The 25435-nt window shown below is 63.3% G+C and carries 29 protein-coding genes, 1 tRNA gene and 2 pseudogenes; 13 read left to right on the plus strand and 19 right to left on the minus strand.

Annotated features, from left to right (window positions below):
* Positions 1 to 65 precede the first annotated feature (65 nt).
* Positions 66 to 1040 (plus strand): acyl-CoA thioesterase, encoded by a 975-nt coding sequence (locus tag ACUYMZ_RS20580; RefSeq protein WP_426004923.1) that lies wholly within the window; start codon positions 66 to 68, stop codon positions 1038 to 1040.
* Here ACUYMZ_RS20580 and ACUYMZ_RS20585 read toward each other — a convergent pair.
* From ACUYMZ_RS20585 to ACUYMZ_RS20600, 4 genes are all read right to left on the minus strand, one after another.
* Positions 1037 to 1693: a GntR family transcriptional regulator gene (locus ACUYMZ_RS20585; RefSeq protein WP_426004925.1), complete on the minus strand. Its 657-nt coding sequence runs from the start codon at positions 1691 to 1693 to the stop codon at positions 1037 to 1039. The genes ACUYMZ_RS20580 and ACUYMZ_RS20585 overlap by 4 nt on opposite strands.
* A gap of 101 nt (positions 1694 to 1794) precedes the next feature.
* Positions 1795 to 2814, minus strand: coding sequence for a transketolase family protein (locus ACUYMZ_RS20590; protein WP_481605726.1), 1020 nt, complete (start codon positions 2812 to 2814; stop codon positions 1795 to 1797).
* On the minus strand, positions 2811 to 3704 hold the full coding sequence (locus ACUYMZ_RS20595; protein ID WP_481605728.1) for a transketolase: 894 nt from the start codon (positions 3702 to 3704) through the stop codon (positions 2811 to 2813). Before ACUYMZ_RS20595 ends, ACUYMZ_RS20590 begins: the two co-directional genes overlap by 4 nt.
* 63 nt (positions 3705 to 3767) lie before the next feature.
* The gene (locus ACUYMZ_RS20600; protein WP_426004928.1) at positions 3768 to 5105 is read right to left on the minus strand and encodes an MFS transporter; all 1338 of its coding nucleotides are present in this window, start codon (positions 5103 to 5105) and stop codon (positions 3768 to 3770) included.
* Positions 5106 to 5310: 205 nt separating this feature from the next.
* Between ACUYMZ_RS20600 and ACUYMZ_RS20605 the strand changes: the two genes are divergently transcribed.
* The 6 genes and pseudogenes from ACUYMZ_RS20605 to ACUYMZ_RS20630 all read left to right on the plus strand — a co-directional run bounded on the left by ACUYMZ_RS20605 (position 5311) and on the right by ACUYMZ_RS20630 (position 10100).
* Complete coding sequence (locus tag ACUYMZ_RS20605; RefSeq protein WP_481605730.1) at positions 5311 to 6153, plus strand: sugar phosphate isomerase/epimerase family protein; 843 nt, start codon at positions 5311 to 5313, stop codon at positions 6151 to 6153.
* Positions 6154 to 6176: 23 nt separating this feature from the next.
* Entirely contained in the window at positions 6177 to 6950 is a 774-nt protein-coding gene (locus ACUYMZ_RS20610; protein ID WP_481605732.1) for an SDR family NAD(P)-dependent oxidoreductase, read from the plus strand.
* 32 nt (positions 6951 to 6982) lie between these two features.
* A pseudogene (locus tag ACUYMZ_RS20615) lies at positions 6983 to 8726 on the plus strand (dihydroxyacetone kinase family protein).
* A gap of 10 nt (positions 8727 to 8736) precedes the next feature.
* Entirely contained in the window at positions 8737 to 9195 is a 459-nt protein-coding gene (locus ACUYMZ_RS20620) for a ribose-5-phosphate isomerase (protein ID WP_442423209.1), read from the plus strand.
* Between the two features lie 135 nt (positions 9196 to 9330).
* Complete coding sequence (locus tag ACUYMZ_RS20625) at positions 9331 to 9711, plus strand: DUF1304 family protein (protein ID WP_442423210.1); 381 nt, start codon at positions 9331 to 9333, stop codon at positions 9709 to 9711.
* 14 nt (positions 9712 to 9725) lie between these two features.
* Positions 9726 to 10100: a VOC family protein gene (locus ACUYMZ_RS20630; protein ID WP_481605735.1), complete on the plus strand. Its 375-nt coding sequence runs from the start codon at positions 9726 to 9728 to the stop codon at positions 10098 to 10100.
* A gap of 24 nt (positions 10101 to 10124) precedes the next feature.
* Here the strand turns inward: ACUYMZ_RS20630 and dnaB are convergent, their stop codons facing one another.
* Positions 10125 to 11507 (minus strand): replicative DNA helicase, encoded by a 1383-nt coding sequence (dnaB, locus tag ACUYMZ_RS20635; RefSeq protein WP_426004935.1) that lies wholly within the window; start codon positions 11505 to 11507, stop codon positions 10125 to 10127.
* A 619-nt stretch (positions 11508 to 12126) separates the two neighbouring features.
* On the opposite strand from dnaB, the gene ACUYMZ_RS20640 reads away from it, so the two are divergent.
* The gene (locus ACUYMZ_RS20640) at positions 12127 to 12582 is read left to right on the plus strand and encodes a hypothetical protein (RefSeq protein WP_481605737.1); all 456 of its coding nucleotides are present in this window, start codon (positions 12127 to 12129) and stop codon (positions 12580 to 12582) included.
* Between the two features lie 6 nt (positions 12583 to 12588).
* Positions 12589 to 13164 carry a hypothetical protein gene (locus tag ACUYMZ_RS20645; RefSeq protein ID WP_426004939.1) on the plus strand — a complete coding sequence of 192 codons (576 nt, stop codon included), beginning with the start codon at positions 12589 to 12591 and terminating at the stop codon, positions 13162 to 13164.
* On the opposite strand, the gene ACUYMZ_RS20650 is transcribed toward ACUYMZ_RS20645, so the two are convergent.
* From ACUYMZ_RS20650 to ACUYMZ_RS20660, 3 genes are all read right to left on the minus strand, one after another.
* The gene (locus ACUYMZ_RS20650; RefSeq protein ID WP_442423212.1) at positions 13161 to 13505 is read right to left on the minus strand and encodes a TFIIB-type zinc ribbon-containing protein; all 345 of its coding nucleotides are present in this window, start codon (positions 13503 to 13505) and stop codon (positions 13161 to 13163) included. The two genes, ACUYMZ_RS20645 and ACUYMZ_RS20650, sit on opposite strands and share 4 nt — an antisense overlap.
* A gap of 49 nt (positions 13506 to 13554) precedes the next feature.
* Complete coding sequence (locus ACUYMZ_RS20655; RefSeq protein ID WP_481605950.1) at positions 13555 to 14178, minus strand: FMN reductase; 624 nt, start codon at positions 14176 to 14178, stop codon at positions 13555 to 13557.
* A 100-nt stretch (positions 14179 to 14278) separates the two neighbouring features.
* Entirely contained in the window at positions 14279 to 14737 is a 459-nt protein-coding gene (locus tag ACUYMZ_RS20660; RefSeq protein WP_442423213.1) for an SRPBCC family protein, read from the minus strand.
* A 97-nt stretch (positions 14738 to 14834) separates the two neighbouring features.
* On the opposite strand from ACUYMZ_RS20660, the gene ACUYMZ_RS20665 reads away from it, so the two are divergent.
* The gene (locus tag ACUYMZ_RS20665) at positions 14835 to 15707 is read left to right on the plus strand and encodes a hypothetical protein (protein ID WP_481605740.1); all 873 of its coding nucleotides are present in this window, start codon (positions 14835 to 14837) and stop codon (positions 15705 to 15707) included.
* A gap of 2 nt (positions 15708 to 15709) precedes the next feature.
* On the opposite strand, the gene ACUYMZ_RS20670 is transcribed toward ACUYMZ_RS20665, so the two are convergent.
* The 3 genes from ACUYMZ_RS20670 to ACUYMZ_RS20680 form a co-directional block, all read right to left on the minus strand.
* Positions 15710 to 16609 (minus strand): diacylglycerol/lipid kinase family protein, encoded by a 900-nt coding sequence (locus ACUYMZ_RS20670; RefSeq protein ID WP_442423215.1) that lies wholly within the window; start codon positions 16607 to 16609, stop codon positions 15710 to 15712.
* 55 nt (positions 16610 to 16664) lie between these two features.
* On the minus strand, positions 16665 to 17024 hold the full coding sequence (locus ACUYMZ_RS20675) for an iron chaperone (protein WP_426004945.1): 360 nt from the start codon (positions 17022 to 17024) through the stop codon (positions 16665 to 16667).
* 93 nt (positions 17025 to 17117) lie between these two features.
* Positions 17118 to 17969 (minus strand): PhzF family phenazine biosynthesis protein, encoded by an 852-nt coding sequence (locus ACUYMZ_RS20680; protein ID WP_481605742.1) that lies wholly within the window; start codon positions 17967 to 17969, stop codon positions 17118 to 17120.
* 57 nt (positions 17970 to 18026) lie between these two features.
* Here ACUYMZ_RS20680 and ACUYMZ_RS20685 point away from each other — a divergent pair, with 57 nt between their 5' ends.
* Entirely contained in the window at positions 18027 to 18449 is a 423-nt protein-coding gene (locus ACUYMZ_RS20685) for a DUF1801 domain-containing protein (protein ID WP_442423218.1), read from the plus strand.
* 202 nt (positions 18450 to 18651) lie between these two features.
* On the opposite strand, the gene rplI is transcribed toward ACUYMZ_RS20685, so the two are convergent.
* The 4 genes from rplI to rpsF all read right to left on the minus strand — a co-directional run bounded on the left by rplI (position 18652) and on the right by rpsF (position 20374).
* Positions 18652 to 19104, minus strand: coding sequence for a 50S ribosomal protein L9 (gene rplI / locus ACUYMZ_RS20690; protein ID WP_426004949.1), 453 nt, complete (start codon positions 19102 to 19104; stop codon positions 18652 to 18654).
* An 18-nt stretch (positions 19105 to 19122) separates the two neighbouring features.
* A complete protein-coding gene (rpsR, locus tag ACUYMZ_RS20695) occupies positions 19123 to 19362 on the minus strand; it encodes a 30S ribosomal protein S18 (RefSeq protein ID WP_003800144.1) in 240 nt (79 codons plus the stop codon).
* A 63-nt stretch (positions 19363 to 19425) separates the two neighbouring features.
* Positions 19426 to 20019: a single-stranded DNA-binding protein gene (locus ACUYMZ_RS20700; RefSeq protein ID WP_426004950.1), complete on the minus strand. Its 594-nt coding sequence runs from the start codon at positions 20017 to 20019 to the stop codon at positions 19426 to 19428.
* A 49-nt stretch (positions 20020 to 20068) separates the two neighbouring features.
* Positions 20069 to 20374 (minus strand): 30S ribosomal protein S6, encoded by a 306-nt coding sequence (gene rpsF, locus ACUYMZ_RS20705; protein WP_021473324.1) that lies wholly within the window; start codon positions 20372 to 20374, stop codon positions 20069 to 20071.
* A gap of 232 nt (positions 20375 to 20606) precedes the next feature.
* On the opposite strand from rpsF, the gene ACUYMZ_RS20710 reads away from it, so the two are divergent.
* The gene (locus ACUYMZ_RS20710) at positions 20607 to 20945 is read left to right on the plus strand and encodes a YnfA family protein (protein WP_481605745.1); all 339 of its coding nucleotides are present in this window, start codon (positions 20607 to 20609) and stop codon (positions 20943 to 20945) included.
* Positions 20946 to 21021: 76 nt separating this feature from the next.
* On the opposite strand, the gene ACUYMZ_RS20715 is transcribed toward ACUYMZ_RS20710, so the two are convergent.
* A tRNA-Leu gene (locus ACUYMZ_RS20715) sits at positions 21022 to 21104 on the minus strand.
* A gap of 125 nt (positions 21105 to 21229) precedes the next feature.
* Between ACUYMZ_RS20715 and ACUYMZ_RS20720 the strand changes: the two genes are divergently transcribed.
* Positions 21230 to 21388: a hypothetical protein gene (locus tag ACUYMZ_RS20720; RefSeq protein WP_481605747.1), complete on the plus strand. Its 159-nt coding sequence runs from the start codon at positions 21230 to 21232 to the stop codon at positions 21386 to 21388.
* A 104-nt stretch (positions 21389 to 21492) separates the two neighbouring features.
* Here the strand turns inward: ACUYMZ_RS20720 and ACUYMZ_RS20725 are convergent.
* The 3 genes and pseudogenes from ACUYMZ_RS20725 to ACUYMZ_RS20735 all read right to left on the minus strand — a co-directional run bounded on the left by ACUYMZ_RS20725 (position 21493) and on the right by ACUYMZ_RS20735 (position 25392).
* A pseudogene (locus tag ACUYMZ_RS20725) lies at positions 21493 to 22905 on the minus strand (amino acid permease).
* Between the two features lie 236 nt (positions 22906 to 23141).
* Positions 23142 to 24449, minus strand: a complete 1308-nt coding sequence (locus tag ACUYMZ_RS20730; protein ID WP_481605749.1) for a M18 family aminopeptidase — start codon at positions 24447 to 24449, stop codon at positions 23142 to 23144.
* Positions 24450 to 24501: 52 nt separating this feature from the next.
* Positions 24502 to 25392, minus strand: a complete 891-nt coding sequence (locus ACUYMZ_RS20735) for an intradiol ring-cleavage dioxygenase (RefSeq protein ID WP_481605751.1) — start codon at positions 25390 to 25392, stop codon at positions 24502 to 24504.
* Positions 25393 to 25435 lie beyond the last annotated feature (43 nt).

The following is a 25435-nucleotide window of genomic DNA, read 5'->3' on the forward strand; positions in this document are numbered from 1 at the left end:
GCCAAATCGGCTGCCGACCAAGGAGCAGAGCCGTAACAAACCCACCCCGCCAGTAAACTTCCAGCATGAGCGAGTCCCCCGCGAATTCTGTGACCCTCCGCTTCCTCGCGGCCCCCATGGACGTGGGCCACAGCGGCTCCGTCGACGCCGGAACCGTCCTTGAGTGGGTGGACAAAGCGGCCTACGCGGCGGCTGTGGGCTGGGCAAAGTCGTATTGCGTGACGGCGTACGTGGGCAACATCCACTTCGCTGATCCCGTCAACAGCGGCGACATGGTGGAGGTAACCTCCACCATCGTGTACACGGGGCGCTCCTCAATGCACATCCACACCGTGGTGAGTTCCCACGATCCCAAGGGCGGACCGGAAACGATGCACAGCCAGTGCATGGTGATCTTCGTGGCAGTTGGCCCGGACGGCAAGCCGATCCCCGTCCCCCAGTTCGAACCAAAGACACCCGGTGAAATCGAAGCCCGGGACCATGCCTTGGCGCGTATCGAAGTCCGCGAGCAGATCGTCAATGCCATGAACGCCCAGGAATATACCGACGCCGGTACCGCCGAACGCGTCACGCTGCGGTTCATGGCGTCCCCCACCGATGTGAACTGGGGCGGCAAAGTCCACGGCGGCATCGTCATGAAGTGGATTGACGAGGCCGCCTACGTATGCGCCTCACGCTACTGCGGCAAGGACACGGTCGCCGTGTTCTCGGGAGGCGTCCGCTTTTACCGTCCCCTCCTGATCGGCCACGTGGTGGAGGTCGAAGCACGGCTCGTCTACACGGGTGCCAAAGGTATGCACATCGCGGTACATGTCCGCTCCGGTGATCCAAAGACCAAGGACATGAACCTCACCACGTACTGCCTGACAGTCATGGTGGCCCGTGACGAAACCGGAACCGCGGTACCCATTCCTGCCTGGATCCCGGTGTCTGACGAGGACAGGAAACTCCACGCGCATGCCCGCGAACTGCTGGAAATCAGGGGGCGCGCCCCGGGAAACCGGCTGCCGGACCATCTGCTGAAGGACGCAGGAAACTAACCCACCAGGTTCTCGGCCGCGCCATCCATGTGCGCGATGATCGTCTCACGGGCCTTGGCGGCATCGCCTGTCTCGATTGCAGCCACAATGTCGTGGTGCCGCCCGACGCTCATGTTCCTCGTGGCGCGTTCCAGGCCGGCGAACATGATGGACATCCGGATGGAGCCTTCCAGCGACTCCCATTGATGCAGCAGTGTCTCGTTGCCCGAGAGGCGGCACAGGGTGCGGTGGAACTCCAGGTCGGCCTCGATCTGCTGCTCCAGGGAGGCTTCCCCGGCCTTGGCCATGGTGTCGACGGCGGCACGCAACTCGGCGAGCGCGGCCTCCTTGTCCGGCATGTCGCTGAGGGTGCGCGCAGCGAGCGATTCCAGGACGCCCCGGACGGCAAAGATGTCGCGGATCTCCTTGACGTCCAGGTGCCGCACGGAGAGGCGGCCCCGCGCTCCTGCGGAGACAAGCCCTTCCTGCTCCAACTGGCGAAGGGCTTCGCGGAGTGTCCCGCGGCTGATCTGCAGCATGTCGGAAAGTTCGGTTTCCACCAAATGACGCCCGGGTTCGAGTTCACCGCTGGTGATGGCAGTACGGAGTGCCGAGAGCGCTTGCTCGCGGAGGCTCTTCTTTTCCAGTCCCAGCAGGGATGCGCTCAGGGCCATGATGTTCCTTGGTGTCAATGGGCGACTGTTAACAGTCGATACTACGGCCAGAAGCGCGGTACCGGCAGTATGCCGGTCCCGCGCCCCTGGAGGACAAGTGCTCAGCCGAGTTCGGACAGCACCTTCGTAACAATCCGGTCCACGGACAGTCCGTAGCGTTCGTGCAGCGTTGGCAGCGCACCGGCGTCGAGGAACTGGTCCGGCAGCGCGATGGGAACCACCCGCTTGCCGAGCCCTGCGGTCACGACGGCGGAGGCAACAGTTTCGAACAGGCCGCCAACAACCGTGTGGTTCTCCAGGGTGACGGCCAACCGGTCGGTGTTCAGCTCCGCAAGTACCGTCGCGGAGTCGAAAGGCTTGATGGTGGGCGTGTGCACCACGGCCACGTCCACGTTGTGCTTTGCCAGTGCATCGGCTGCCTGCAACGCGCGCATGGTCATCAACCCGGAGGAGACGAACACCACGTCATTGCCGCCGCGCAGCACCTTGGCTTTGCCGAGTTCGAACGTGTAGTCGTACTCGTCCAGCACAGTGGGCACGTTGCCACGGAGCAAGCGCAGGTAGGTAGGCCCATCGGAGGCTGCAAGCTGCGGCACTGCCTGTTCAATGTCCACGGAGTCGCACGGATCCACGATGGTCAGGTTGGGCATACCGCGGAAGATCGCCATGTCTTCGGTGGCTTGGTGGCTGGGACCGTAGCCCGTGGTCAGGCCGGGGAGTCCGCCCACGATGTTCACGTTGAGGTTCGGTTCGGCGATGTCCAGGCAGAGGAAATCGTACGCACGCCGGGCAGCGAAGACGGAGTACGTGGACGCAAACGGCACCAGCCCTGTCTCGGCCATGCCCGCTGCCGCACCAAACAGCAGCTGTTCCGCCATGCCCATCTGGAAGAACCGCTCCGGGAATGCCTTGGCGAAGATGTGCATGTCCGTGTACTTGCCCAGGTCTGCGGTGAGCCCGACGATCTTCGGATTCGCCTCGGCCGCGGCAACCAGTGCGTGCCCGAAGGGAGCAGACGTGGTCTTCTGTCCCGGGTCGGCGAAGGAAGCAATCATCGCCGAGGTCTTCAGCTTCGGCTTGGCAGCCCCTGTAGTGTTGCGGGCCTCTGTTGCGGTGCTCATGCCGTGGCCGTCCCTTCATATCCAGCGGTCAGCTGCTCACGGCAGATCTGCCACTCGTGTTCTTCGATGCGCATGAAGTGCGCCTTCTCGCGGGTCTCCAGCAGGGGAACGCCGCGGCCGACTTTCGTATCGCACAGGATCACGGACGGCCGGCCAACCGGAGCCGCAACAGAGGCGATATTGTCGAACGCAGCCAGCAGCGCACCGACGTCGTTCCCGTCCACCCGTTGGGTGTACCAACCGAACGATTCCCACTTCTCGGTCACCGGTTCGGTGCGCAGCACCGTGTTCGTGGCCCCGTCGGCCTGGAGGGCGTTGATGTCCACCATCGCAGTCAGGTTCCCGAGCTGGTGGTGGTGCGCGCCCATGGCCGCTTCCCAGGTGGAACCCTCGTCCAGTTCACCGTCAGAGAGGAAGTTGATGACCCGGGAAGCGGAACCTTGCGCCCGCAGACCGAGTGCCATGCCCACGGCGATCGTCAAACCGTGGCCCAGGGAACCACCGGAAATTTCCATGCCCGGGGTGTACGTGGACATGCCCGACATCGGCAGGCGCGAATCGTCCGAGCCGTAGGTCTCAAGTTCGTCAACCGGAACGATTCCGGCCTCGGCCAGGGCCGCGTAGTGGCCGATTGCGTAGTGCCCGGTGGAGAGCAGGAACCGGTCCCGGCCCTCCCAGTGGGGGTCTTCGGCGCGGTACGTGAGCTGGTCGGCGTAGACCGCAGCGAGCATGTCCGCCGCACCGAGGGCCTGGCCCACGTAGCCCTGGCCCTGGACTTCGCCCATGTTCAGGGCGTGATGGCGGATGCGGTACGCAGCGGCACGGATACGCTCGACGCGCTCGGGCGAGGTTGCGGCGATGGGAGCCGCCTGGGCTGCTGAAAGAGACACTGGTTTCCTTCCGGAGTCGGGCGCGCACTGATGGAGAGAACGCGCCCGACGTCGAGTGGTTGCTTAGGCGGTTACCGTCTGGGGGGTTTTGCTGGCGGCTTCTTCGGCGAGCTGACGCTCACGCTTGCCCCAGGTTTCCTTGGTGACAACTGCGGCCCAGAGACCAATGGCGCCGTAGATGCTGAACAGTGCGGCCGGACCCACCCAGCCGAAGCTCACGAACAGCAGGGTGGTGATGAACGGCGTGAAACCGGAAACCATGGCGGAAATCTGGTAGGCCAGGGAGGCGCCGGAGGAGCGGGTCTTGGCCTGAAAGAGCTCCGGGAACCAGGCGCCCTGGGCGCCGGCGAGGGAGTTCTGGCATACGGCGTAGGCGATGACGATCGTGGCAATGATGCAGATGAAGAGGCCGGTGTTGACCATCAGGAACATCGGAATGCCGAAGACAACAGCAAAGGCCGTGGACCAGATGTAGACCGGGCGGCGACCAACCTTGTCTGTCAGCACACCCCATGCGTAGGTGGCGAAGATGCCGATGCCGGCAGCGATGCACAGTGCCACCAGGGTCTGGGTCTTGTCGGCCAGCTGGTTGCTGTGCAGGTAGGAGATCATGTAGGTCACGGAAACGGCGTAGCCCGCGGTTTCTGCGACACGGAGGCCGATGCCGCGGACAATGTTGCGCCAGTCGGTCTTGATGACCTCGACGACCGGGGACTTCACAATGTCGCCCTTGGTCTTGACGTCCTCGAACACGGGGGACTCGGGGACCTTGGAGCGGATGATCAGTCCGACTGCCACCAGCACGATGCTGGCGAGGAACGGAACGCGCCAGGCCCATTCACCGCCCAGGCCCACGCTGCCCAGGAACACGAGGTTCGCCAACAGCAGGCCTACGGGGAAGCCGGCCTGCACGATGCCCGTGAACTGGCCCTTGCGTTTCCAGGGTGCGTGTTCGTAGCTCATGAGGATGGCCCCGCCCCATTCAGCGCCGAATGCGAGGCCCTGAATGATGCGGACAATCACCAGCAGCGCCGGCGCGAGGAGGCCCACCTGCTGGTACGTGGGAAGAAGGCCGATGGCGAACGTCGCCAGGCCCATGAGGATGAGCGAGGCAACCAGGACTGGCTTGCGGCCCAGCTTGTCACCAAGGTGGCCGCCGATGATGCCGCCCAGCGGGCGGGCAGCGAACCCGACGCCGAGGGTCGCGAAGGAGGCCAACGTACCGGTCACCGGGTCGGCGCCCGGGAAGAATGCCGTACCGAAGTACAGTGCGGCGGCTGTGCCGAAGCCGATGAAGTCATAGGTTTCAATGACTGCGCCTACGCCTGAGCCGACGGCGACGCGCTTTGCTTCTTTGGTTCCATGAACCGGACCACGCATGGTCAGAGCTTCATTGCTCATCTTGTCTTTCCCTTTCGATGAGTGGGGCGCGTCTACGGCAACCTCACTGTCGACAGTCAACATAATACGTCAACTGTGACGGGTGACACCAGCAATGTCAACAGTCAACTCCAAAGGTTGACTGTCGACAGTTAACGGAGCTACCGTGGTGTCCATCACTAAAACGCCTCTACGACGAGGCGTCGCACTCTGAGGATCAACGACGATGTTCCATTCACGACTGGGCTGCTCTTCCATCAGCTTCCGCCACCAGGATCTGGACACTGCCCTCCGCACCATGCGCAGCCTCGGTTTCGACGAGATTGACCTGGGCGCCCTCCCCGGCGTCTGCGACCACGTGCCCTATGCACTGGACGCCGCGGCGGTCGAGGCGGTTGCCGCCGTCGTCAATAACTCGGGAATGCGCGTCCGCTCGGTCAACGGCGACGTCGGGGACCTGAATGCAACGCTCGACGCCGGAGCCGCGGAAGAGCGCGAACGTCACCTTGGGATGCTGCTCAGCCTTGCTGCCAAGACAGGTGCCAAGGCGTTGGTCCTTCCGTGTGGCGCGATCGACCACGAACCGGTCCGCAGTTTGGAAGAAGACATCGACGCTGTTGCTTCGCAGCTGATCCACGCATCGGAGCGGGCCAAGGAGTTCGGCGTCGAACTGTGGACCGAGTCCCTCCACTATTTCCGGCTTTGCTGGAACACCGAACGCGCGCAGTTGCTCGCCGACCGCCTGGCCGGTTCCGACGTCGGAATTGTCATGGACTTCAGCCACATCGTTGCCTCCGGAGGCGATCCCGTGGACTTCGTGGACCGCTTCGGCGGCCGCATCACGCACGTCCACCTCCGCGATGCAGTGCCCGCCACCGAAACCGAGCCGGGGAACATCAACCTCAGCATCGGCAATGGCCAGGCGGATTTCGCCACCGGCCTGTCCAAGCTGCGGGATGCCGGCTACACCGGCCACTTCTCGCTTGAACTTGAAACGCGCGACGTCACCCATGACGAGCGCCCCGCTGCCACCGCCAAAGCCGGCAGCTTCATCACTGACCTCATCTAACAACCACCATTCCAAGGAGCACCATGTCCACCATCCAGCGCACCGCAGTCCTCACCGGAGCTACCTCCGAGCGCGGCATCGGCCTGACCACCGCCCGCCGCTACGCCGCCCAGGGCTGGGGAATCGTCATCCTGGACCTCGACGGCGAGAAGTCCGCCAAGGTTGCCGCCGAAATCGGCAACGAGTTCAACGTCCCTGCGTTCGGCTTCGAGATCAACGTGGCCGACGAGGCCTCCGTCACCGCCGCCCAGGCCGCGGTTGCCGCTGAAGTTGCCGGCGGGAACCTGCCCCCCGTTGGCGCGCTGGCCAACATCGCCGGCATCACCTCCCCCATCCCCTTCCTGGAGACCACCCTTGAGCTCTGGCACAAGGTCATGGACGTCAATGCCACCGGCACCTACCTGGTCACCAAGGCCTTCCTGCCGGACATGATCGCCAATGGCTGGGGCCGCATCGTCAACATGTCCTCCGTTTCCGCCCAGCGCGGTGGCGGCGTTTTCGGCAAGGTTCCCTACTCCGCAGCCAAGGCAGCGATCCTGGGCTTCACCAAGGCACTCGCCCGTGAAATCGGTGAAACCGGCGTGACCGTCAACGCCATCACCCCCGGCGCCGTGGACACCAACATCCGCGCTGGCAGCACCCAGGAGCAGGAAGACGCCATCAACGCCGGCATCCCACTGGGCCGCAACGCCACCACCGAGGAAGTGGCAGCCGTGATCACGTTCCTCTCTTCCGAGGACTCCGCCTACCTCACCGGCACCACCATCGACATCAACGGCGGCAGCCACATCCACTAGTCCCTGCTTCACAAGGAACACCAGGACCCACCATGACCAGAATCTTCAACGATCCCGCCGATTTTGCCGACGAAGCCCTCGCCGGCTTCTGCGACGCCCACTCGGACCTGGTGCCGCCAGGTTGAGGGCGGAGCGGTACGCCGCAACCGGCCTGCCACGCCGAAGGTCGCCGTCATTACCGGCGGCGGCTCCGGCCACTACCCCGCGTTCGCCGGCATCATCGGCCCGGGTTTCGCTGATGGTGCCGTGGTGGGCAACATCTTCACCTCGCCCTCAACCCAGCAGGCCTACTCGGTGGCCAAGGCAGCCAACTCCGGCGCCGGCGTCGTGTTCACTTACGGCAACTACGCCGGAGATGTCTTGAACTTTGGGATGGCCAGCGAACGGTTGAATGCTGAGGGTATCCGAGCCGAGAACGTGCTGGTCACGGACGACATTGCCAGCGCTCCCCTGGCCGAAATCGAGAAGCGCCGCGGCATCGCCGGTGACTTCGTGGTCTTCAAGGTCATGGGGGCCGCTGCCGAGGCCGGATTGGATCTCGACTCCGTGGTCCGGCTGGGACGCAAGGCCAACGACTCCACCCGGACCATCGGAACCGCCTTCAGTGGCTGCACCTTCCCTGGAGCAGACACCCCGCTCTTCAGCCTTCCCGAAGGTCACATGGGCCTGGGCCTCGGCATCCACGGCGAGCCTGGGCTGTTCGATACCGAACTGCCCACCGCCGTCGAACTCGGCCGGGAACTGGTCCGCCGCGTTCTGGAGGAAGCACCCGCAGGCGCGTCCGGACGTGCTGCCGTCATCCTGAACGGCCTGGGCTCCACCAAGAACGAGGAATTGTTCGTCCTCTGGCGTACGGTTGCTCCTCTCCTCCGCGAGGCCGGCTACACCCTGGTGATGCCTGAGGTCGGCGAATTGGTGACCAGTCTGGACATGGCAGGTGTGTCCCTGACCGTAACGTGGCTGGACGATGAACTCGAGGAGTACTGGACGGCTCCTGCGTTGACCCCCGCATACCGCCGTGGTTCCGTGGGATTCGACGCTGCCACCGCTGACACTGCTGTGGACGACGCTGTAGCCGAGGCTGCCGCCAACTACTCCTCCACAGAAGAATCGCGTGCCTATGCCGGCCAGTGCCTCGCCGCACTGGAAGAGACTGCCTCTTTGTTGCGTGATTCAGAGACAAAGTTGGGCGAGATGGACGCAATAGCCGGCGACGGCGACCACGGCCGCGGTATGGTCCGCGGGTCCTCGGCAGCACTCGAAGCAGCCGCTGCCGCATACTCCGCCGGTGCCGGCGCCGGATCCGTGCTGATCGCCGGTGGCGACGCCTGGGCAGACAAGGCCGGCGGAACCTCCGGCGTCCTGTGGGGAGCCGGGCTGCGCGCCTTTGGCGAACGGCTGGGCGACGCCGAAATCCCGACGCCGGCAGACCTCGCCGAGGCTGTCCGCGCCTTCGCCGAGCGAATCACTGGACTTGGCAAGGCCGACATCGGTGACAAGACCATGGTGGATTCGTTGCTGCCGTTCACGTCCTCGTTCTCGGAGGGTGTGGCTTCCGGTTCTTCGGTCGAGGAAGCCTGGGCTTCCGCCGCCGCCGCATCCACCGAAGCTGCGGCAGCGACCGCCGAGCTCCGGCCGCTCAAGGGCCGCGCCCGGCCCCTCGCCGAAAAGAGCGTCGGCACGCCGGACCCCGGGGCGACGTCGCTCGCCATGGTGTTTACCGCCGTCGGACCCCACTTCACCGCAGTTCCCGCAACTGCCGCAGCAACCCACTAGGAGAACGACCATGCGCATCATCGTGGGCGCCGACGAAGCCGGCGTTGACTACAAAGACCGGATCCTCGCCGACCTTCAGGCCGACTCCCGGATCACCGAGGTGATCGACATCGGAGTGAACCGTGCCGATGAGGATTTCACCAAGCCCTACCCGTACGTTGGCATCGCGGCCGGTGAAATGATCCGCGACGGCAAGGCCGACCGGGCCATCCTGTTCTGCGGCACCGGCATTGGCGTAGCCATTGCTGCCAACAAGGTTCCCGGTATCCGTGCCACCGCGGCGCACGACTCCTTCTCCGTTGAACGCTCCATCCTGTCCAACGATTGCCAGGTGCTCACCATGGGCCAGCGCGTGGTGGGCGTGGAACTCGCCCGGCGGTTGGCCAAGGAATGGGTCGGCTACGCCTTCGACCCCTCGTCCGGCTCCGCGGCGAAAGTTAAGGTGCTGAGCGACTTCGAGGGCTGCTGACTTTTCGGCTCAAGGCCAGGGCTCCGCGATCTGCGCGGAGTCCTGGCCTTCTGTTCCTGGGAAACCTTGAGAGTGCATCCCCGCGGGCGTATTCTGCACGGAAACAGCGGGATTGGACATGGTCAGGAGCCCACCATGAACCTCTTAAGCCAGCTTCTTGCCGGGCTCACCGCCCTGACGTTGCTCAGCGTCGGTACGCTTGAGATCTTCTTCCACGGGGATCAACGCTTCCACCGGCTTTTCCTCATCAAACCGCCGGACGTGGCGGCCGTCCGGATGTGGGCCATGAATGTGGGCGCCTACAACATCGTCTACGGGATTGGCATCGCTGTCGGACTATGGATGGTCAACTTCGGCAATGCCGCCGGAGGCGTGGCGATCGTGCTGTTCTGCTGTGCAAGCCACGTGTTCCTGGGCTTCTGGCTGTGGGTCACGGAACGGCGCCTCCTGACGAGCGCGATCGGCCAAGCCCTGATACCGGGCCTGGTCGTGCTGTTTTACCTGCTGCTTCACTGACTACACTGGCCTCCATGTCCTGCCGCATCAGCGAACTGGTCCTTAACTGTGCCGACCCTGAACTGCTTGCCAGGTTCTGGAGCGACGTCCTTGGCTACGTTGAACTGGACCGCGAGGATGGAGCGATTGAAATTGGGCCACCAGACGCGGGTTTTGGCGGGCTGCAGCCCACCATCATCCTGAGCCCAAGCACCAACCCCCGCACGGGTCGCCTTCCATTGCATATTGACGTCAACCCTGTTGACCGGGACCAGGAAGCGGAGCTGAAACGCCTTCTGTCCCTTGGAGCCCGGCACGCCGACGTCGGACAAACCGGCGACGAAAACTGGCACGTTTTACAGGACCCCGAGGGCAATGAGTTCTGCCTACTGCGGAGGCAGTTGAAGTAGCACCACCGCCGAAAGCCCTACGGTTTAGAACCCGCCGCCGCCGGAGTCGCCGGCCATGTTGGCGAACCTCGAGTAGTGGCCTTGGAAGGCGACCACGATGTCCTTGGTGGGGCCGTTACGGTGTTTGGCCACCAGGATGTCGGCCTCGCCGGCACGGGGTGATTCTTTGTCGTACACGTCCTCGCGGTGAAGCAGGATGACCATGTCGGCGTCCTGTTCGATCGAGCCGGATTCACGGAGGTCGGACACCATGGGCCGCTTGTCCTGGCGTTGTTCCGAGCCACGGTTCAGCTGGGAAAGCGCGATGACCGGGACCTGGAGTTCCTTGGCAAGCAGCTTAAGGGCACGCGAGAACTCGGAGACTTCCTGCTGGCGGGACTCCACTTTCTTACCGGAGCTCATGAGCTGGAGGTAGTCGAGGATCACGAGCTTGAGATCATGCTGTTGCTTCAAACGGCGGCACTTGGCCCGGATCTCCATGAGGGACATATTGGGGCTGTCGTCGATGAAGAGTGGGGCATCATTCATGCGTCCCATGGTGGTGGCGATCTTGGACCACTGCTCGTCCTTGATGGTGCCCTTGCGGAGGTCCTGGAGGCTGATGGTGGCTTCTGCCGAGAGAAGACGCATGGCGATCTCGTTCCGGCCCATTTCCAAGGAGAACATGACCGTAGCCAGATTGTGCTTGATGGCCGCCGAACGGGCGAAGTCCAAGGCGAACGTGGACTTACCCACAGCCGGACGCGCGGCGATAACGATCATCTGGCCAGGGTGCAGGCCGTGGGTAAGCTCATCCAGTTCGTAGAAGCCGGTGGGGACGCCCACCATGCCCTCGCCACGGTGGCCGGAGGCCTCGATCTCGTCCACGGTGGACTCCATGACGTCCTTCAAAGCCACGTAGTCTTCTGCCGTGCGTTTCTCGGCTACCGCATAAACTTCCGCCTGCGCCTGGTTGACGAGGTCCTCGACCTCGCCATCCTGGCCGTAGCCCATCTGCACGATCTTGGTTCCGGCATTCACCAGGCGCCGCAGGACAGCCCGTTCGGCCACGATTTCGGCGTAGTATCCCGCGTTGGCAGCGGTGGGAACGGTCTGGATCAGCTCGTGCAGGTAGGCGGGTCCGCCAATGCGGTTGATCTCTCCGCGCTTTGTCAGCTCGTCCGAGACCGTCACGGCGTCGGCAGGTTCGCCGCGGCCATAGAGGTCGATGACGGCCTCGTAGATGGTCTCGTGGGCAGGACGGTAAAAGTCGTGGCCCCGAACAATCTCCACGACGTCCGCGATAGCGTCCTTGGAGAGCATCATGCCGCCGAGCACAGATTGTTCGGCAGCAATGTCCTGGGGAGGTTTCCTGCTTGAGTCGGAAGCGCGGGTGCCCTCGATCGAGTCCAAGTGCGTAACTGACAAAGCCGTCCTCCAAATATGTACCGCTGCAGAGAGTCTTGCTCAGCGGTGCGTCAAGCGCAGTTGAACCTGGACGGATTGTCCGAGCCTACGGACCAGCCGAGTGCTCCAGTTGTATCTCCGGGGTCTGACAATTCAGGGACTTCCCCATTTTCCACAACTTATCCACAGGATCTTTCCGCGGCCGCACAAGTGCGTGCCTATAGTCGGATCTCCACGGACGGATTCCTCCTGAAACAGGTACCCGAGCCACGTTAGCGGTGGTCCGCCCTGTCGCAAAGCCGACTCCCACGCACACTTGTGGATAACCTGTGGAATAGGTGTTCACGGATGTGCACAGCCTGTGCTTTACCTTGTGGATAGAGAATTTCTTTTCCACGTAACCATGCCCTGACCTGCGGAAATGCTCCCCACAAGCTGTGGGTTAAAGAAATTTACAGTGGAAAACCATCCACAGCCTCGAGTCGACCCGGCATCAATCCAAGTGCTTCTTGGGGGATAAGCATGCCGAAATTGTGATGCATCTTACAAACGGCGTCCGGATTTGACAGCGTTCTATCACCGCCCTATGCCAACCCGGGAATGTGCTGTGGATAACCGACATTTGGCATAAGCTCTAAGCATGGGGACGAACCTTGGCGACGTGCTGACGATTGCTCTTCCGCTCATCATCGTCGTCGGACTTTTGTGGGCTCTTTCTGCGGCCTTAAAACCCCGCGACACGGGGATCTCCGACGCCGAACGGTACCAACGCGAACTGGCAGCGCGCTCCGCCGCTCATCAGGCGTCCCAGGTTCAGGCCGCCCTGGCCTCCCGCGCCAGGATCGAGGAGACCACCCAGCGCAACCGCTCCGGCCAGCAGCGGACTGCGCCCGTAGACCAGCCGGGCGGCGGTGGGCACTCCGTCCCTGCACAGCAGCCACCGGCAGTCCTTCCCAATGGACAGCTCAATCCGCAGCTCGCCTTCGAGCTGCAGAACCTGGTGCGAAGCGGCCACAAGATTCAAGCCATCAAGGTCCTCAGACAGGCCACCCGGACAGACCTAGCCACCGCCAAGAACTACATAGATCGGCTCTGAAACGCCATGGATTCGCTCCTCATCCCGCTCGTGATCCTTTTAGCGGTCATCGCGGGCGTACTGCTCCTTATCCGCTCCTTCACCAAACGGCAGGCAGTCACCAGGGCCGATGCCGCCGCAGCCAAGGCACCGAAGGATCCCGTGCAGCTGGCCAAGGATTCGGCCGCCAAGCTCAACGAGGAGCAGCACCGAAGGCTCTATTCGCTGATCGCCCAGGGGCAGGGCATGGCAGCCATCAAGCTGTACCTGCAAGCGACCGGCGAGGGACTCCGCGCTTCAAGGGACGCCGTGGGAGCACTCGCCGCCCACCCGCAGCCGTTTACCCCGGAGACACCGCCCAAGGACCTGTTGGCTGACGACGACGACGAACCCGAGCGCTTTCCCTACCGCTACCGCGCCATCGTCAGCAAAGGCGACGTGACGCGTGAAGTAAGCAGCAACATGCTCAACGACGAAATCTACGGACGCATCCGCACCTTGGCCAAGAGCGGCGACGTGGAGGGCGCGGCACGTGCCCTCACGCGCCATTCCGACATCACCATCAAACAGGCGCGCGAGTTCATCGAACTCCTGGACGACTAGAAGTCGAACAGGTCGCCCAGGAAGCCTTCCTTCTTCTTGCGCTTCCGGCCGTACTGATCGCGGTTGTAGCCGTCGCGGCGGTCGTAGTCATTCCGGTCGTAATCCCGGCGGTCACGGTCGTCGTAGCGCGGACGCGATTCGAACGGGTTGTACAAAGGCGGCGGGGCTATGGGCGGCTGCTGGGCAGCAGCGGGCCGCGGGGGCATCTGGCCGGTCTCGGAATTGACCCGATCAATGATCTTGTCCAGCTCCCCCCGGTCCAACCACACGCCCCTGCACTGCGGGCAGTAGTCAATCTCCACTCCGCTGCGTTCGCTCATCACCAGGTCGACAGAATCCACAGGACACTTCATGCCTGCCACAACGACTGGCCGCGGTGAAAAGTTCGCCCTACCGGCCCGCTGAAATTCCAGCGAGGAGCTGCTCGAAAGGCAGCGACTCAAGCGCCTGCGGCTTACGGCCCGGCTGCGGTCCCTTCAGCATCTGCACCAGCTCGCCGGCGGCCCTGTCAACGCGCGCGGACAGCGGGGACCCGCCGTCGTCATTTCCCCAGTCCTGGGGCCCGGCAAAGACTGCGGTTGGCGCAATCCGGGTGCGCAGGTAGCTGAACAGCGGCCGCATGGCGTAATCCAGCACCATCTGGTGGCGGTCGGTGCCGCCGGTAGCGCCCAGAAGGACGGCCTTGCCGTCCAGCGACTTGGGGTCCAGGACATCAATGAACGACTTGAACAGTCCGCTGTAGGAGGCGCTGAAGATAGGGCTGACGGCGATGATTCCATCGGAGTCCTCGACGCCGGCAATCACCTCAGCGAGGCGCGGTGCGGCGTACCCGGTGACGAAGTTGTTGGCGATGTCCACGGCGAGGTCGCGGAGTTCAACGACGTCGATCCTCGCCTCGATGCCTGCCTCGCGCAATTGCCGCCCTGCCGAGGCAGCCAGCTGGTCTGCGAGCAGGCGGCTGGACGACGGTACGCCGAGCCCGGCGGAAAGGACGGTGATGCGGCGGGTTTCCATGGCATTCTCCTGTTGCTTGTTCATCTCCAGCATACATGCATATGCATCTACATGGCTGAACAGGTCAGGCGATGGATCTATTCCCGGGCGCCCGCGGGGCCTAGATGGCGGGCCTGCTTTCTCCGGCGCCGCCAAGGGCCATGAGATCCAGGCGCCTTAGCGTTTCGCGGTTACGGACGGCAATAACAGGGTCCCGCAGCACCTTTGGTACGAATTTTCCGGGCCCGCGGACCGCATCCTCCGAGATGGAGACCCGGCAGTTACCAGCCCCGAGGTCCTCGAGCGTGATCAGTATTTTGGCTTCCCCCATGGGCCAGCCGCGTGCCTGCAGCTCCAAAGAGCGGCCCGGATCAACGGCAGTGACGCTGGTGCTGTCGTCGATCAGGAACGGCCAGGAGCCCACGGAGTGGTGCAGGCGGGAGCCAACCTCAGGCCAATGGTCGTCCACCGCGCGGATCCGCGAGGCGCCCACCACCCAGCCCGAATAGAGCCAACCATTGGCAATGACTTTCCAGACAGCTGCTGGCGGGGACTGGAACAGCTGGGTCACGGTGGACATGTGGCTTCCTTCCTGCGTGACAAAACCGGGCGTATTGTCCTTAAGCTAAGCATGCTTATAATTTGATCGCCATAGGGACTGCTCCTAGACTGAGCCCATGGCGTCCCTTCACCGGCGTCGCGCCGCGGTTTGTCTGGTTCTGATGTCTGCTGCAGCGTTGGCCGGGTGTGGAACGGCGGTTCCCGAGCCCGCCGGAAGCACACCCGCAGCTGCCGTCAGCGTGGCACTGAACCAGTCAAGGGACCAGTACGGAACGCAGGCCATCCTGCTCGAACTCACCAACAGCACAACGGAAGAGCTCAGCGTCACCGGGGCCCGCGTAGAGTCCCCCTTGTTCCCGGGAAGCATCAGCTGGACGTCGGCAAACACTCCCCTGGCACTGCCACCCGGACAGCCCAAAGCGCTCCCCGCCGTCCTGCCTGGGCCGGCATGCGGCGACGTGGACACTGCGACCCCTGTGGCGACGGTTCACTACAGCGTCAACGGACAGGACCGGGAGGTTGCCGCAGACGCGCACGACCCCTTCGGAATCCTTGCACGCACTTCAGGCGAATTATGCCTGGCAGCTGAAGCGGCAGGCGTCGCCGCCTTGTCCTTGGATCCGGGACTGGAGCCTGCAGCGGATGGCCGTACCGCCGTCGTGCGCTTGCTGGTCACCCCCACAGGGCTGGAAGGTTCGCAGAAGAGCCTGACCATCGAGTCAATCGACGGAACGACGCTTCTGGCCGAGGCCGTGGAAGGCGCGTGGCCCAGGAACGTGACCATCGAGGCCGGCGGCGATGCCACGGAACTGCGGCTGCCGATGCGGGCTGCGCGTTGCGATCCGCATGCGGTAGCGGAAGACAAGGTGGGAACGCTGCTGCCGGTCCGGATAGCCGTGGGCGAACGCCGGGGCATTCTCAAAGTGGCTGCCCCCACCGGACTTCGCGGCTCGTTGTACGACTTCGTCGCTAAGGCGTGCAGCGGCTGAGGTCAGCCGATGGTGGGCAAAGCTGCCGGAGCGCTCTCAACCCGGACCTTGATGCCTGCCTCGACATTCTTGACCTCGCCGTCCATCTGGTACGGCAAGGGCTTGAGGGTGGTGAACTCGTAACTGCTGACGCTCGGCTGGTCACCCAGGCCCTGGGTGGTTGCGCGCAGGGCGTTCAGCGCCACCCGCCACTTGGGCATGTGCGGGAAGAAAATTACCTCGAACTTGCCATCCCTGGGCGTGTCCTCCGCCTCGCTGAGTGTGGCGTATTTGGCCATCTCCGGGATGTTGGCGAAGACCAGGCTGTCCACCTTCTGGCGTTTTCCGTTGTCCAGCCGGATCTCGAACGGCTCGAACTCGGAGAAGGTCTTGATGACGGAAACCATCTCCTTCAGGGCGCCCTTGCTGCCCTTTTCCAGCTCGGTCGCCACCACGGGAGTGAGTCCGAACCCGATGTACGAGTGTGCGTACTCCAGCGGCTCGTTTTCCTGCTGGCCGGTGTGGATGCGCAGCAGGTCGATATTCCGCACGTGGCCTTCCACAATGGCTTCTTCCAGCGGCTTGGTCCCCACAGTCCGGCGGTGGTCGTTGGCGTTTCCCGCTGCCATGACCGCAGCAACGGCCTTGGGGTTCTGCGCCTGCATGACGCCGTTCACCACCTCGTTGTAGCCGCCATCGCCACTCACGGACACCACCAGGACGTCGCCGCCCGCCGATGCCGCTTCACGGGCCAGGTCCACTGCGTGGCCGGCGTGCTGGGTCGGCTTGAGGACGAGTTCGGGCGAATACGGCAGCATCTCCGTCAACTTCCCCTGCAGTTGCTCTGCGAGTTCCGGTGCGTCTCCCGTGCTGTTGGGGTTGAAGATGATGACGATCGACTCAAATGTCCGTGCGGAAACCATGCGTTGTCCTCCTGTGTGCGCCCATACCTTCAGTACCCTTGGCGGCGCGCGTCAATCAACCCCGGCGGTCCTTCTCCGCTGCCAATTGTGCAGCCACCCTGCCAATCATGCCGTATGGGATGGGTTTGGCCAGCACGAACTTCAACGTGCCCTTTCCTGCCAGGTAGGGTTCAAGCTCCGATGCGAGCTCCTTGTCCGCGTGCGGAACGGGGTAGACGGAGATGTGATGCTTCCACGCCGCGAAATACACCACGTACCGGCCGCCCAACGTGACGGTGGGAATGTCGTAGCTGATCATCTCGCCGGCGTCGGGCACCGCATCATGGATGGTCCTCCGGATTTCATGCAGGACCGCTTGCACGTCGTCAGGCTGCAACGCGATGTAGGCATCAACGGCCGGGGAGTATTCGCTCATGGGGATCCCTTTTGGTGCGGCATGCTTGAGCTTAACAACAGCAACGGGTGCCGACAACGCAGGTCCCGCGCACCCGGGACTGCGTTCCCTGCCCTACAACACCACGGTTCCCTGGATGCAGGTGGTGGATTCACCACCAATCCAGATGTCGTCGCCTTCGGCCCTCACGTGGATACGGCCTGCCCGGCCCAGAACGGTTCCCTGGGCAGCCACGTACTCCCTCGGCGCACGTCCGCTTCCGATCAGCCACTGCGCCGCCCCGGCGTTGAAACTGCCCGTGACTGGGTCTTCGATCATGGCATCGCCCGGGAAGAACGTCCGGACTTCAAAGTCGACGCCGGCACCCTCCTTATGGGGGCCGATCACCCCGACGTTCAACTCACCGAGCGCAGCGAGGTCGGGCTCGATGGCCAGCACGTCGTCGGCCGAGCCCAAGAGCACCCCGATCCAGCGGGGACCGTTGACCAGCCACGACGCATCCAGGAGTGCACCGTCGGCCAGCTGCAGCCCGGCCATCAACTGTGCCCGCACTTCCTCCCCGACCGGACCGAAGCGGGTCAGGGGCGGCGCCGCAAAAGCCAACCGCCCGGCGTCGTGCTTGACCCTGACCAGACCCGCACCGCACTCCTGGACCAGGAGGCCGTCCGTCTTGGGAACTCCCCCGGCCTCCAGCCAGGTGTGGGCCGAGCCGAGGGTGGGATGGCCAGCGAAGGGGAACTCCTCGCTGCCCGTGAAGATACGCACCCTGTAATCCGCGTCCGGGTGCGTAGCAGGCAGCAGGAACGTTGTCTCGGACAGGTTGGTCCAGTTGGCAAAGCCCTGCATGGCCTGGCTGCTCAGGCCCTCGGCGTCGACGACGACGGCAAGCGGGTTGCCCTTGTACGGCTCCCCGGAGAAGACATCGACTTGATGGAAGGGGCGGCTGCGCATGCTGTTGGAAGTCACCGGGGCAGGCTATCACCGCTGCTGGCCGACACTCCCCGGACCTGCCAGACTACGGTCATGGCAGAGAACAAGACCCAGCCCACCGACGTGCCGGTGGAAGAATTCCTGACCGCCGTGGAACACCCCGTACGGCGGGCCGATGGGTTCGAGCTGCTGGAGATGATGCGTGAAATCACCGGCCAGGAGCCCTACATGTATGGGGAGTCGATCGTCGGTTTCGGCAGTTATCACTACAAATACGACACCGGACGCGAAGGAGACGCACCGGCCGTAGGGTTCTCGCCCCGGAAGGGCAACCTGGTGCTTTACGGACTGACCGAGGGACCCGCTGCGGACAAGCTGCTTCCGGACCTTGGAAAGCACAAGACCAGCGTTGCCTGCCTCTACGTCAACAAGCTGGGTGACGTAGACCGGGACGTCCTCGCGGAACTGATCCGATCCGGCTACCACCATGTGATGACGGAGATCCATCGGCCATAAATTACCCCGCCGAGTTGGCATTTGATGACAATCCCGAGCGTCAACACTGCGATTAACTGCCATCTCGGCGCACGAAGCCGCGGACGAAAGAACCCCCGCCACCGGAATCCGGCAACGGGGGTCCTTCAGGTGCAGTCGGCGACTACTTGCGCTGCATAACGCTCCCTAAAACCTCGCAAGCTCGGTCTCAGGGAACCCTGCGCTACTTGCTGGCAACGACCTCGAGGTCGATGACAGCGGAAACGTCCTCGTGCAGGCGGACGTTGGCCTGGTACGAACCCACGGACTTGATGTGGTTCGGCAGTTCAACGTTGCGCTTGTCGATGGAGCCGAGACCGGCAGCTTCAACAGCAGCAGCAACATCAGCCGGCTTGACCGTGCCGAAGAGACGACCGGACTCGCCGGCCTTCACCTCGAGCTTGACCTTCTTGGAGGACAGAGCCTGGGCCTGTGCCTGTGCAGCTTCAACAGAAGCGTGGGCGCGGGCAGCGCGGGCAGCCTTGATGGACTCAACCTGCTTCTCGCCACCGCGGGTCCAGGTCAGAGCGAAGCCGCGGGGCAGGAGGTAGTTACGTGCGTAACCGTTCTTGACCTCGACAACGTCGCCAGCAGCACCGAGACCGGTTACTTCGTGGGTCAGAATGAGCTTTGCCATGTTAGTTAATCCCTTCCCTTAGCCGCGGCCAGCGCCGGAGTAAGGCAGCAGAGCAACTTCGCGGGCGTTCTTGATTGCCTGGGCGATCTTGCGCTGTTCCTGAACGGTAACGCCAGTGACGCGACGAGCGCGGATCTTACCGCGGTCGGAGATGAACTTGCGCAGCAGTGCTACGTCCTTGTAGTCGATGACAGTGATGTCAGCGGCCTTCAAGGGGTTGGACTTTGGTTTGGGCTTACGGAGTTCAGCCTTAGCCATCGTGGAGCTCCTTTTCTATGGAGCCCGTGGATAGAGATCCACGGGATGGTGGTGTTTAGGTGTTTAGAAGGGAGGTTCGGAATCGGGGCCGTTGCCCCAGCCGCCTGCATTGCTGACACCGGGCGTAGCCCAGGGGTCATCCTGCTGTGCGGACTGGTTGCCGCCCCAGCCTCCACCGGAGTTGCCGCCGCCCTGGTGTGCACCAGCTGCAGCGCCTCCTCCAAAGCCACCGGCGTTGCCGCCGCCGAAGCCACCCTGGCCACCGTTTCCGGCGCCGAACCCGCCGCCGGAGCGCTGGGTGCGGTTGACTTTGGCATTTGCGTAACGCAGGCTCGGGCCGATTTCGTCGACCTCAAGCTCGATGACGGTGCGCTTTTCGCCTTCCTTGGTTTCGTAGGAACGGCTCTTCAAACGGCCGGAGACAATGACGCGCATCCCCTTGGTGAGGGATTCGGCCACATTCTCAGCGGCTTCGCGCCATACCGATGCGCGGAGGAACAGGGTTTCCCCGTCCTTCCACTCGTTCGACTGGCGGTCAAAGGTCCGGGGAGTAGAAGCGATGGTGAAGTTCGCTACTGCCGAGCCGGACGGCGTGAACCGCAGCTCCGGGTCATTGGTCAGGTTGCCAATGACGGTAATAGTGGTTTCGCCTGCCATCTACTGCCTCCTTGTTCGTTCCTACGGGGTAAAGAGCTTGAAGGGCTGATTACTCAGCAACAACCTTCTGGTCTTCGGGGCGGATGATCTTGGTGCGCATGATCGTCTCGTTAAGAGACAGCTGGCGGTCAAGTTCCTTGGCGGTAGCCGGCTCAGCGGTGAAGTTCACCACTGCGTAGATACCTTCAGACTTCTTCTTGATGTCGTATGCCAGACGGCGACGGCCCCAGATGTCAACCTTCTCGATGGTTCCACCATCGGTGGTGATGACATTCAGGAACTTCTGAAGCGACGGCTCTACGGTACGCTCTTCGACCTCGGGGTCGATGATTACCATCAATTCGTAAGGACGCATATGTGAACCCACCTCCTTTGGGCTAAGCGGTTACGGTCTTTCCGTAACAGGAGGTTCATTTGCGATGCTGTGCATCGCTCCCCCGCCGAAGTTTCGGAAGGAGGGCGCAGCACAGACTTCAATATCTTAGTGCATCCCCCGCACTCAAAGCTATTCGACCCATTGCCCCACTCAAAGCTCCGGAAGTGCTTATGTGGAAAACGGCTCCCGCCGGGCAGTGAATACTGATGGGATGACCATCGCAAAGTCTGTTGTGCTCTTCATCCTGGCCGCAATTGCAGAGATCGGTGGCGCCTGGCTGATCTGGCAGGCAGTCCGCGAGGACAAGGCGTGGTGGTGGGCTGGACTGGGCGTTGCAGCCCTGGGTATCTACGGATTCTTCGCAGCCTTCCAGCCGGACGCGCACTTTGGCCGCGTACTCGCCGCCTACGGCGGAGTGTTCATCGCAGGATCCCTCGCGTGGGGGATTCTGGTGGATGGCTTCCGCCCGGACCGGTGGGATGTCATGGGAGCAGTCATCTGCCTGGTGGGCGTCGCCGTCATCATGTTTGCTCCCCGCCCCGGGGCGTAGGGAGCCTCCGGGGAACCGTGGGCTCCACCAACAACGAAACCCCTGGAAGACCTTGATCTTCCAGGGGTTTCCTGTGTGCGCGGAGGGGGACTTGAACCCCCACCCCCTTTCGAGGACTAGCACCTCAAGCTAGCGCGTCTGCCATTCCGCCACCCGCGCAGGGTGATTCGGAGAAGCGGTTTCCTTTTTCTCCGTAACAGCGTCAAAGACACTAGCACGAGAATGCCCAAAGTGTTGATTTTGACTCCACCAGGGTGCGGTCAGCATCCCGTTAGGGTGGAAGCATGGATCCCTTGAGCTCGCTCGTCCTGACCATCCTCAGCGCGTCCGTCGTCCTGTATGCGCTGTATTTCGTTGTCCGGGCCGGGGTCCGCGACGGCATCATCCAGGCGGACCGGAAACGCGCCGGGGCCGGCCAGCAGCCCGCCACACGCGACCTCTGAGTTCCCGCCGCTGAGTCGGCGCGGCTGACCCGGGCGGCCCATAAAGCGCAACGGGGCACCCGCCGTCGAACTCTGGCGGCAGCTGCCCCGCAGCCAAGGAACGCTTACGACGCCGGGCCGGAACCTACCTCTGCGGGCTTGCGTTCCGCTTGGGTCGCCTGGTGCGCGGTACCACCCTTGCGGTAGCGCCACACGCCGATGCCAACAACCACCACGGCCAGTGCGAGCGACAGGAACAGCGACTCGCGGGTGGACTCCAGGATGACCATTCCGATGATCAAGGCCACGATGCTGGCGATGGCAATCCATGTCAGGTACGGGAAGAACCACATCTTGAGGGAAAGATCCTTGGCGGCGGCACCCATGCGCTTGCGGAGGACCAGCTGTGACGCGGCAATGACCAGCCACACGAACAAGGCAATGGCACCGGAGGTGTTCACGAGGAACAGGAAGACTGTGTCCGGGGCGATGTAGTTGAGGCCCACGGTGACAAAGCCGACCACGGTTGAGGCAAGGACTGCCGCTGCAGGGACGCCGCGCTTGGAAATCCTGTGTCAGGACCTGGGAGCATCACCACGCCGGGACAGCGAGAACAGCATGCGGCTGGCCGTGTACAGGCCGGAGTTGAGGCAGGAGAGCACGGAGGTCAGGACAACGATGTCCATGATGGTTCCCGCACCGGGGATTCCGTAGAGCTCAATGACCGCGACGTACGGACTCTTGGCAACCGAGGCGCTGTTCCACGGCAGGAGGGTTACGACGATCGCGATGGAGCCGATGTAGAAGATCAGGATGCGCCACACAGTGGACTTCACGGCCTTCTTGACGGCGTCCACGGGGTTGGCTGACTCGCCGGCGGCGATGGTGGCGATTTCGGCGCCGAAGAACGAGAAGACCACCACAAGGATGCCGGCCAGGACCGCGCCCGGGCCGTTGGGCATGAAGCCGCCCTGGTCCAGGAGGTTGGCCACGCCGGGGGCGGATACGCCCGGGATCAGTCCGCAGATGGCCGCGATGCCCGCGAGCAGGAAGATAACGATCGCCGCTACCTTGATGGAGGCGAACCAGAACTCGAACTCGCCGTAGGACTTCACGGAACCCAGGTTGGTCAGGGTGAGCAGCACCATGAGGATCAGCGCCCACACCCACTGATCGACGCCGGGGACCCACCGGTGCATGATGGCCGCACCGGCTGTTGCTTCAATGCCAAGGACGATGATCCAGAACCACGCATACAACCAGCCGATACTGAACCCTGCCCAGCGGCCCAGGGCCTTGTCCGCGTAGGTGGAAAACGAACCGGTTTCCGGGTTGGCTGCGGCCATCTCGCCGAGCATGCGCATGACGAGGATGACGACGAGGCCGGCTGCCAGGTAGGCGAGAAGAATTCCCGGTCCGGCTTGCTGGATCGCGGCACCGGAGCCCACGAACAGGCCCGCACCGATCACGCCTGCGATGGCGATCATGGAGAGGTGTCGGGGCTTCAGCGACTTGGAAAGCTGTTGGTCAGCGTGCATGGATCGCGCCGTCCTTCGAGTCTGGCTGGAAACGGCCCTGGTGTGTGCACCGGGCCACATGGCTTTCCCACACTAGCTACCGCGATGGGGCTCCAAGCTGTGCGCCCGTACATTTTGACGCCCGCCAAAAAGGGAAGCTGCACAAAATGTATTGCTCAAGGCATCAACTGTTGCACCAAGATAAATTTTGAAATGCACCTGAAATGACTGCTTGAGAAGGACGCGGGTGCTTCCGGTCACACGTGACGCCGGAAGAAAGAACCAACCACCACCGTCAGGTGGTAGGGATCCTCCACACCGCAAAGTTCACGAGCAGAGTGCATGGACAGCAGCGGCACACCCACGTCTACGGTGCGGATCCCCAGCCGTGTTGCAGTCAGCGGGCCGATCGTCGAACCGCACGGAATGTCATTGTTGGAGACAAACTCCTGGTAAGGCACCTGGGCCTCATGGCAGAGCTGCGCCCACAACGCCGCCCCCGGGGCATCGGTGGCGTATCGCTGGTTGGCATTGATCTTCAGGAGGGGACCACCGTTAAGCAGCGGCCGGTTGGCAGGATCATGCCGCTCCGCATAGTTCGGATGCACTGCATGCCCCGCGTCGGCGGAAACGCAGAACGACGCCGACAACGCCTGCCGCCGCTGGCTCACCGACGCTCCCAGCCCGTCTGCGATCCGGGTCAGGACGTCTTCGAGGAAAGGTCCGCAGGCACCGGAGCGCGAGTTGGATCCGATTTCCTCGTGGTCGAAAGCAGCCAGGACAGCGATCGGAGCATCAGCGGGAACCTCTTCGGCATGATCGATCAATGCCGTCAGCCCCGCGTGCGTGGACGACAGGTTATCCAACCGCCCGGATGCGAAGAACTCACTGTTGGCCCCGAAAACCGCAGGTGCCTGCGTGTCCGCAATAACGACGTCGTACCCGCCTATTTCCGCAGCATCCACGGAGGCGCCTTCCACGCGTGCGGCGAGCAGGCCCAACAGATCCTCACCCGCAGGGTCCCCCAACCCGAAGACCGGATTCATGTGCTGTTGTTTGGACAGCGCAAGGCCGTCGTTCACCGCACGGTCCAGGTGGATGGCCAGCTGCGGGAAACGCAGGAGCGGGCCGGTTGCCGTCAGATGCTCGGAGCCATCGCGCAGCACCAGCCGCCCGGCCAGTTGCAGCTCCCGGTCCAGCCACGAGTTAAGGAGCGGCCCACCGTAGACCTCGACGCCGGCCTGGAGCCACCCGAACCTGCCGGTGGTCGGCTTGGGCTTGAGTTTGAAAGACGGCGAGTCGGTGTGTGCGCCCAGGATGTTGAAACCCGTGGTGGCTGTGGCGTTCCCCGGAACAACCCAGGCGATCAAGGCACCATCCCGGATCACGTAGTACCTTCCCTGACCCCCCTCCCACTGCTGCCTCTCGTCCAAAGCCGTGAAGCCTGCTGCATCCAGCCTCCGCCCTGCCTCATGGACGGCGTGAAAGCTCGACGGCGAAGCCGACACAAAGCTTCCGAGGTCCTGGATGTGGTCACGGGCTGCGGACTGGTTCGAGGAGGACATGACCCCGAGTCTACGAGATGGGCCCGGAAGGCACCGGAACGGACCGCGGGGACTACACGGTGACGTTCAGTGCCGCCGTGTAGCCTCCGGTCACCGAACCGGACATGGTCGCCAACTGGTAGATGGCCCCGTCGTCGCGGAACACCATGTCGGTCTTCAGGGTTGTCCTGGGGAAGTTGCGGGCGCTTGCCTCATACCCGGCCGAGGCATAGACGTCTTTGCACGCCGCCTCAGTCAGCGCGATCTGCGATACGGCCAGCACCTGCCCGGCCGCAGTGGTGTTGCCCATCGATTCAAAGACCTCAAAGTGGATATGAGGCCAGCGCCCGGAGTAAGCACCGGGGAAGATCGTGGTGAAAGTGAGTTGGCCGTTCGCGTCCGCTTCCTGCACCCCGCGGAGGTAGTTCTCGTTCTCCACCCCGTCGTCGTACAGCGAGTACTTGCCGTCCCGGTCGCAATGCCACGCATACACGGCAGCGCCGGCCAAGGGAGCGCAACCGTTCGCGTTGTCCAGGAGTGTCAGCGTGACGGTGAGCGGAACACCCTCGGCTTTCCTCGTGGAGGTACCGAAGCTCGATGTGATGTCGCGGCGCACCACGCCTGAAGCTTCCAGCACATTTGGTCCGTTGGAACCGTCCCCTGGGTACGGCCCCAGGGTTTCCTCCGGGATCTCCACGCCGCATTCGGCAAAAGCACGGGTCACCGTCCCCGTTGGCGAAGGCGAGTCGGCCGGCGTCGTACCTTGCGTTGCCGTGGCGGCAGCGCTGGCAGTGGACGACGGCGTTGCGGAGCCGCCTCCGGTGCCCGGCGTGCAGGCGGCCAGGGCTGCTGAGGTGCCGGCGCCCAACAGGACACCGAGCGTGCGACGCCTGCTCAGGAGCGTCGTGAGGTCGAACTCGAGGCCTCGGTCATGATGTGGGTGGGGTTGGTTGGAGGAGGTCATGCATCCATGAAACGCGCCACAGCTATGGCTTGTACATGGCGGA

Source organism: Arthrobacter sp. T572 (genome assembly GCF_056780115.1).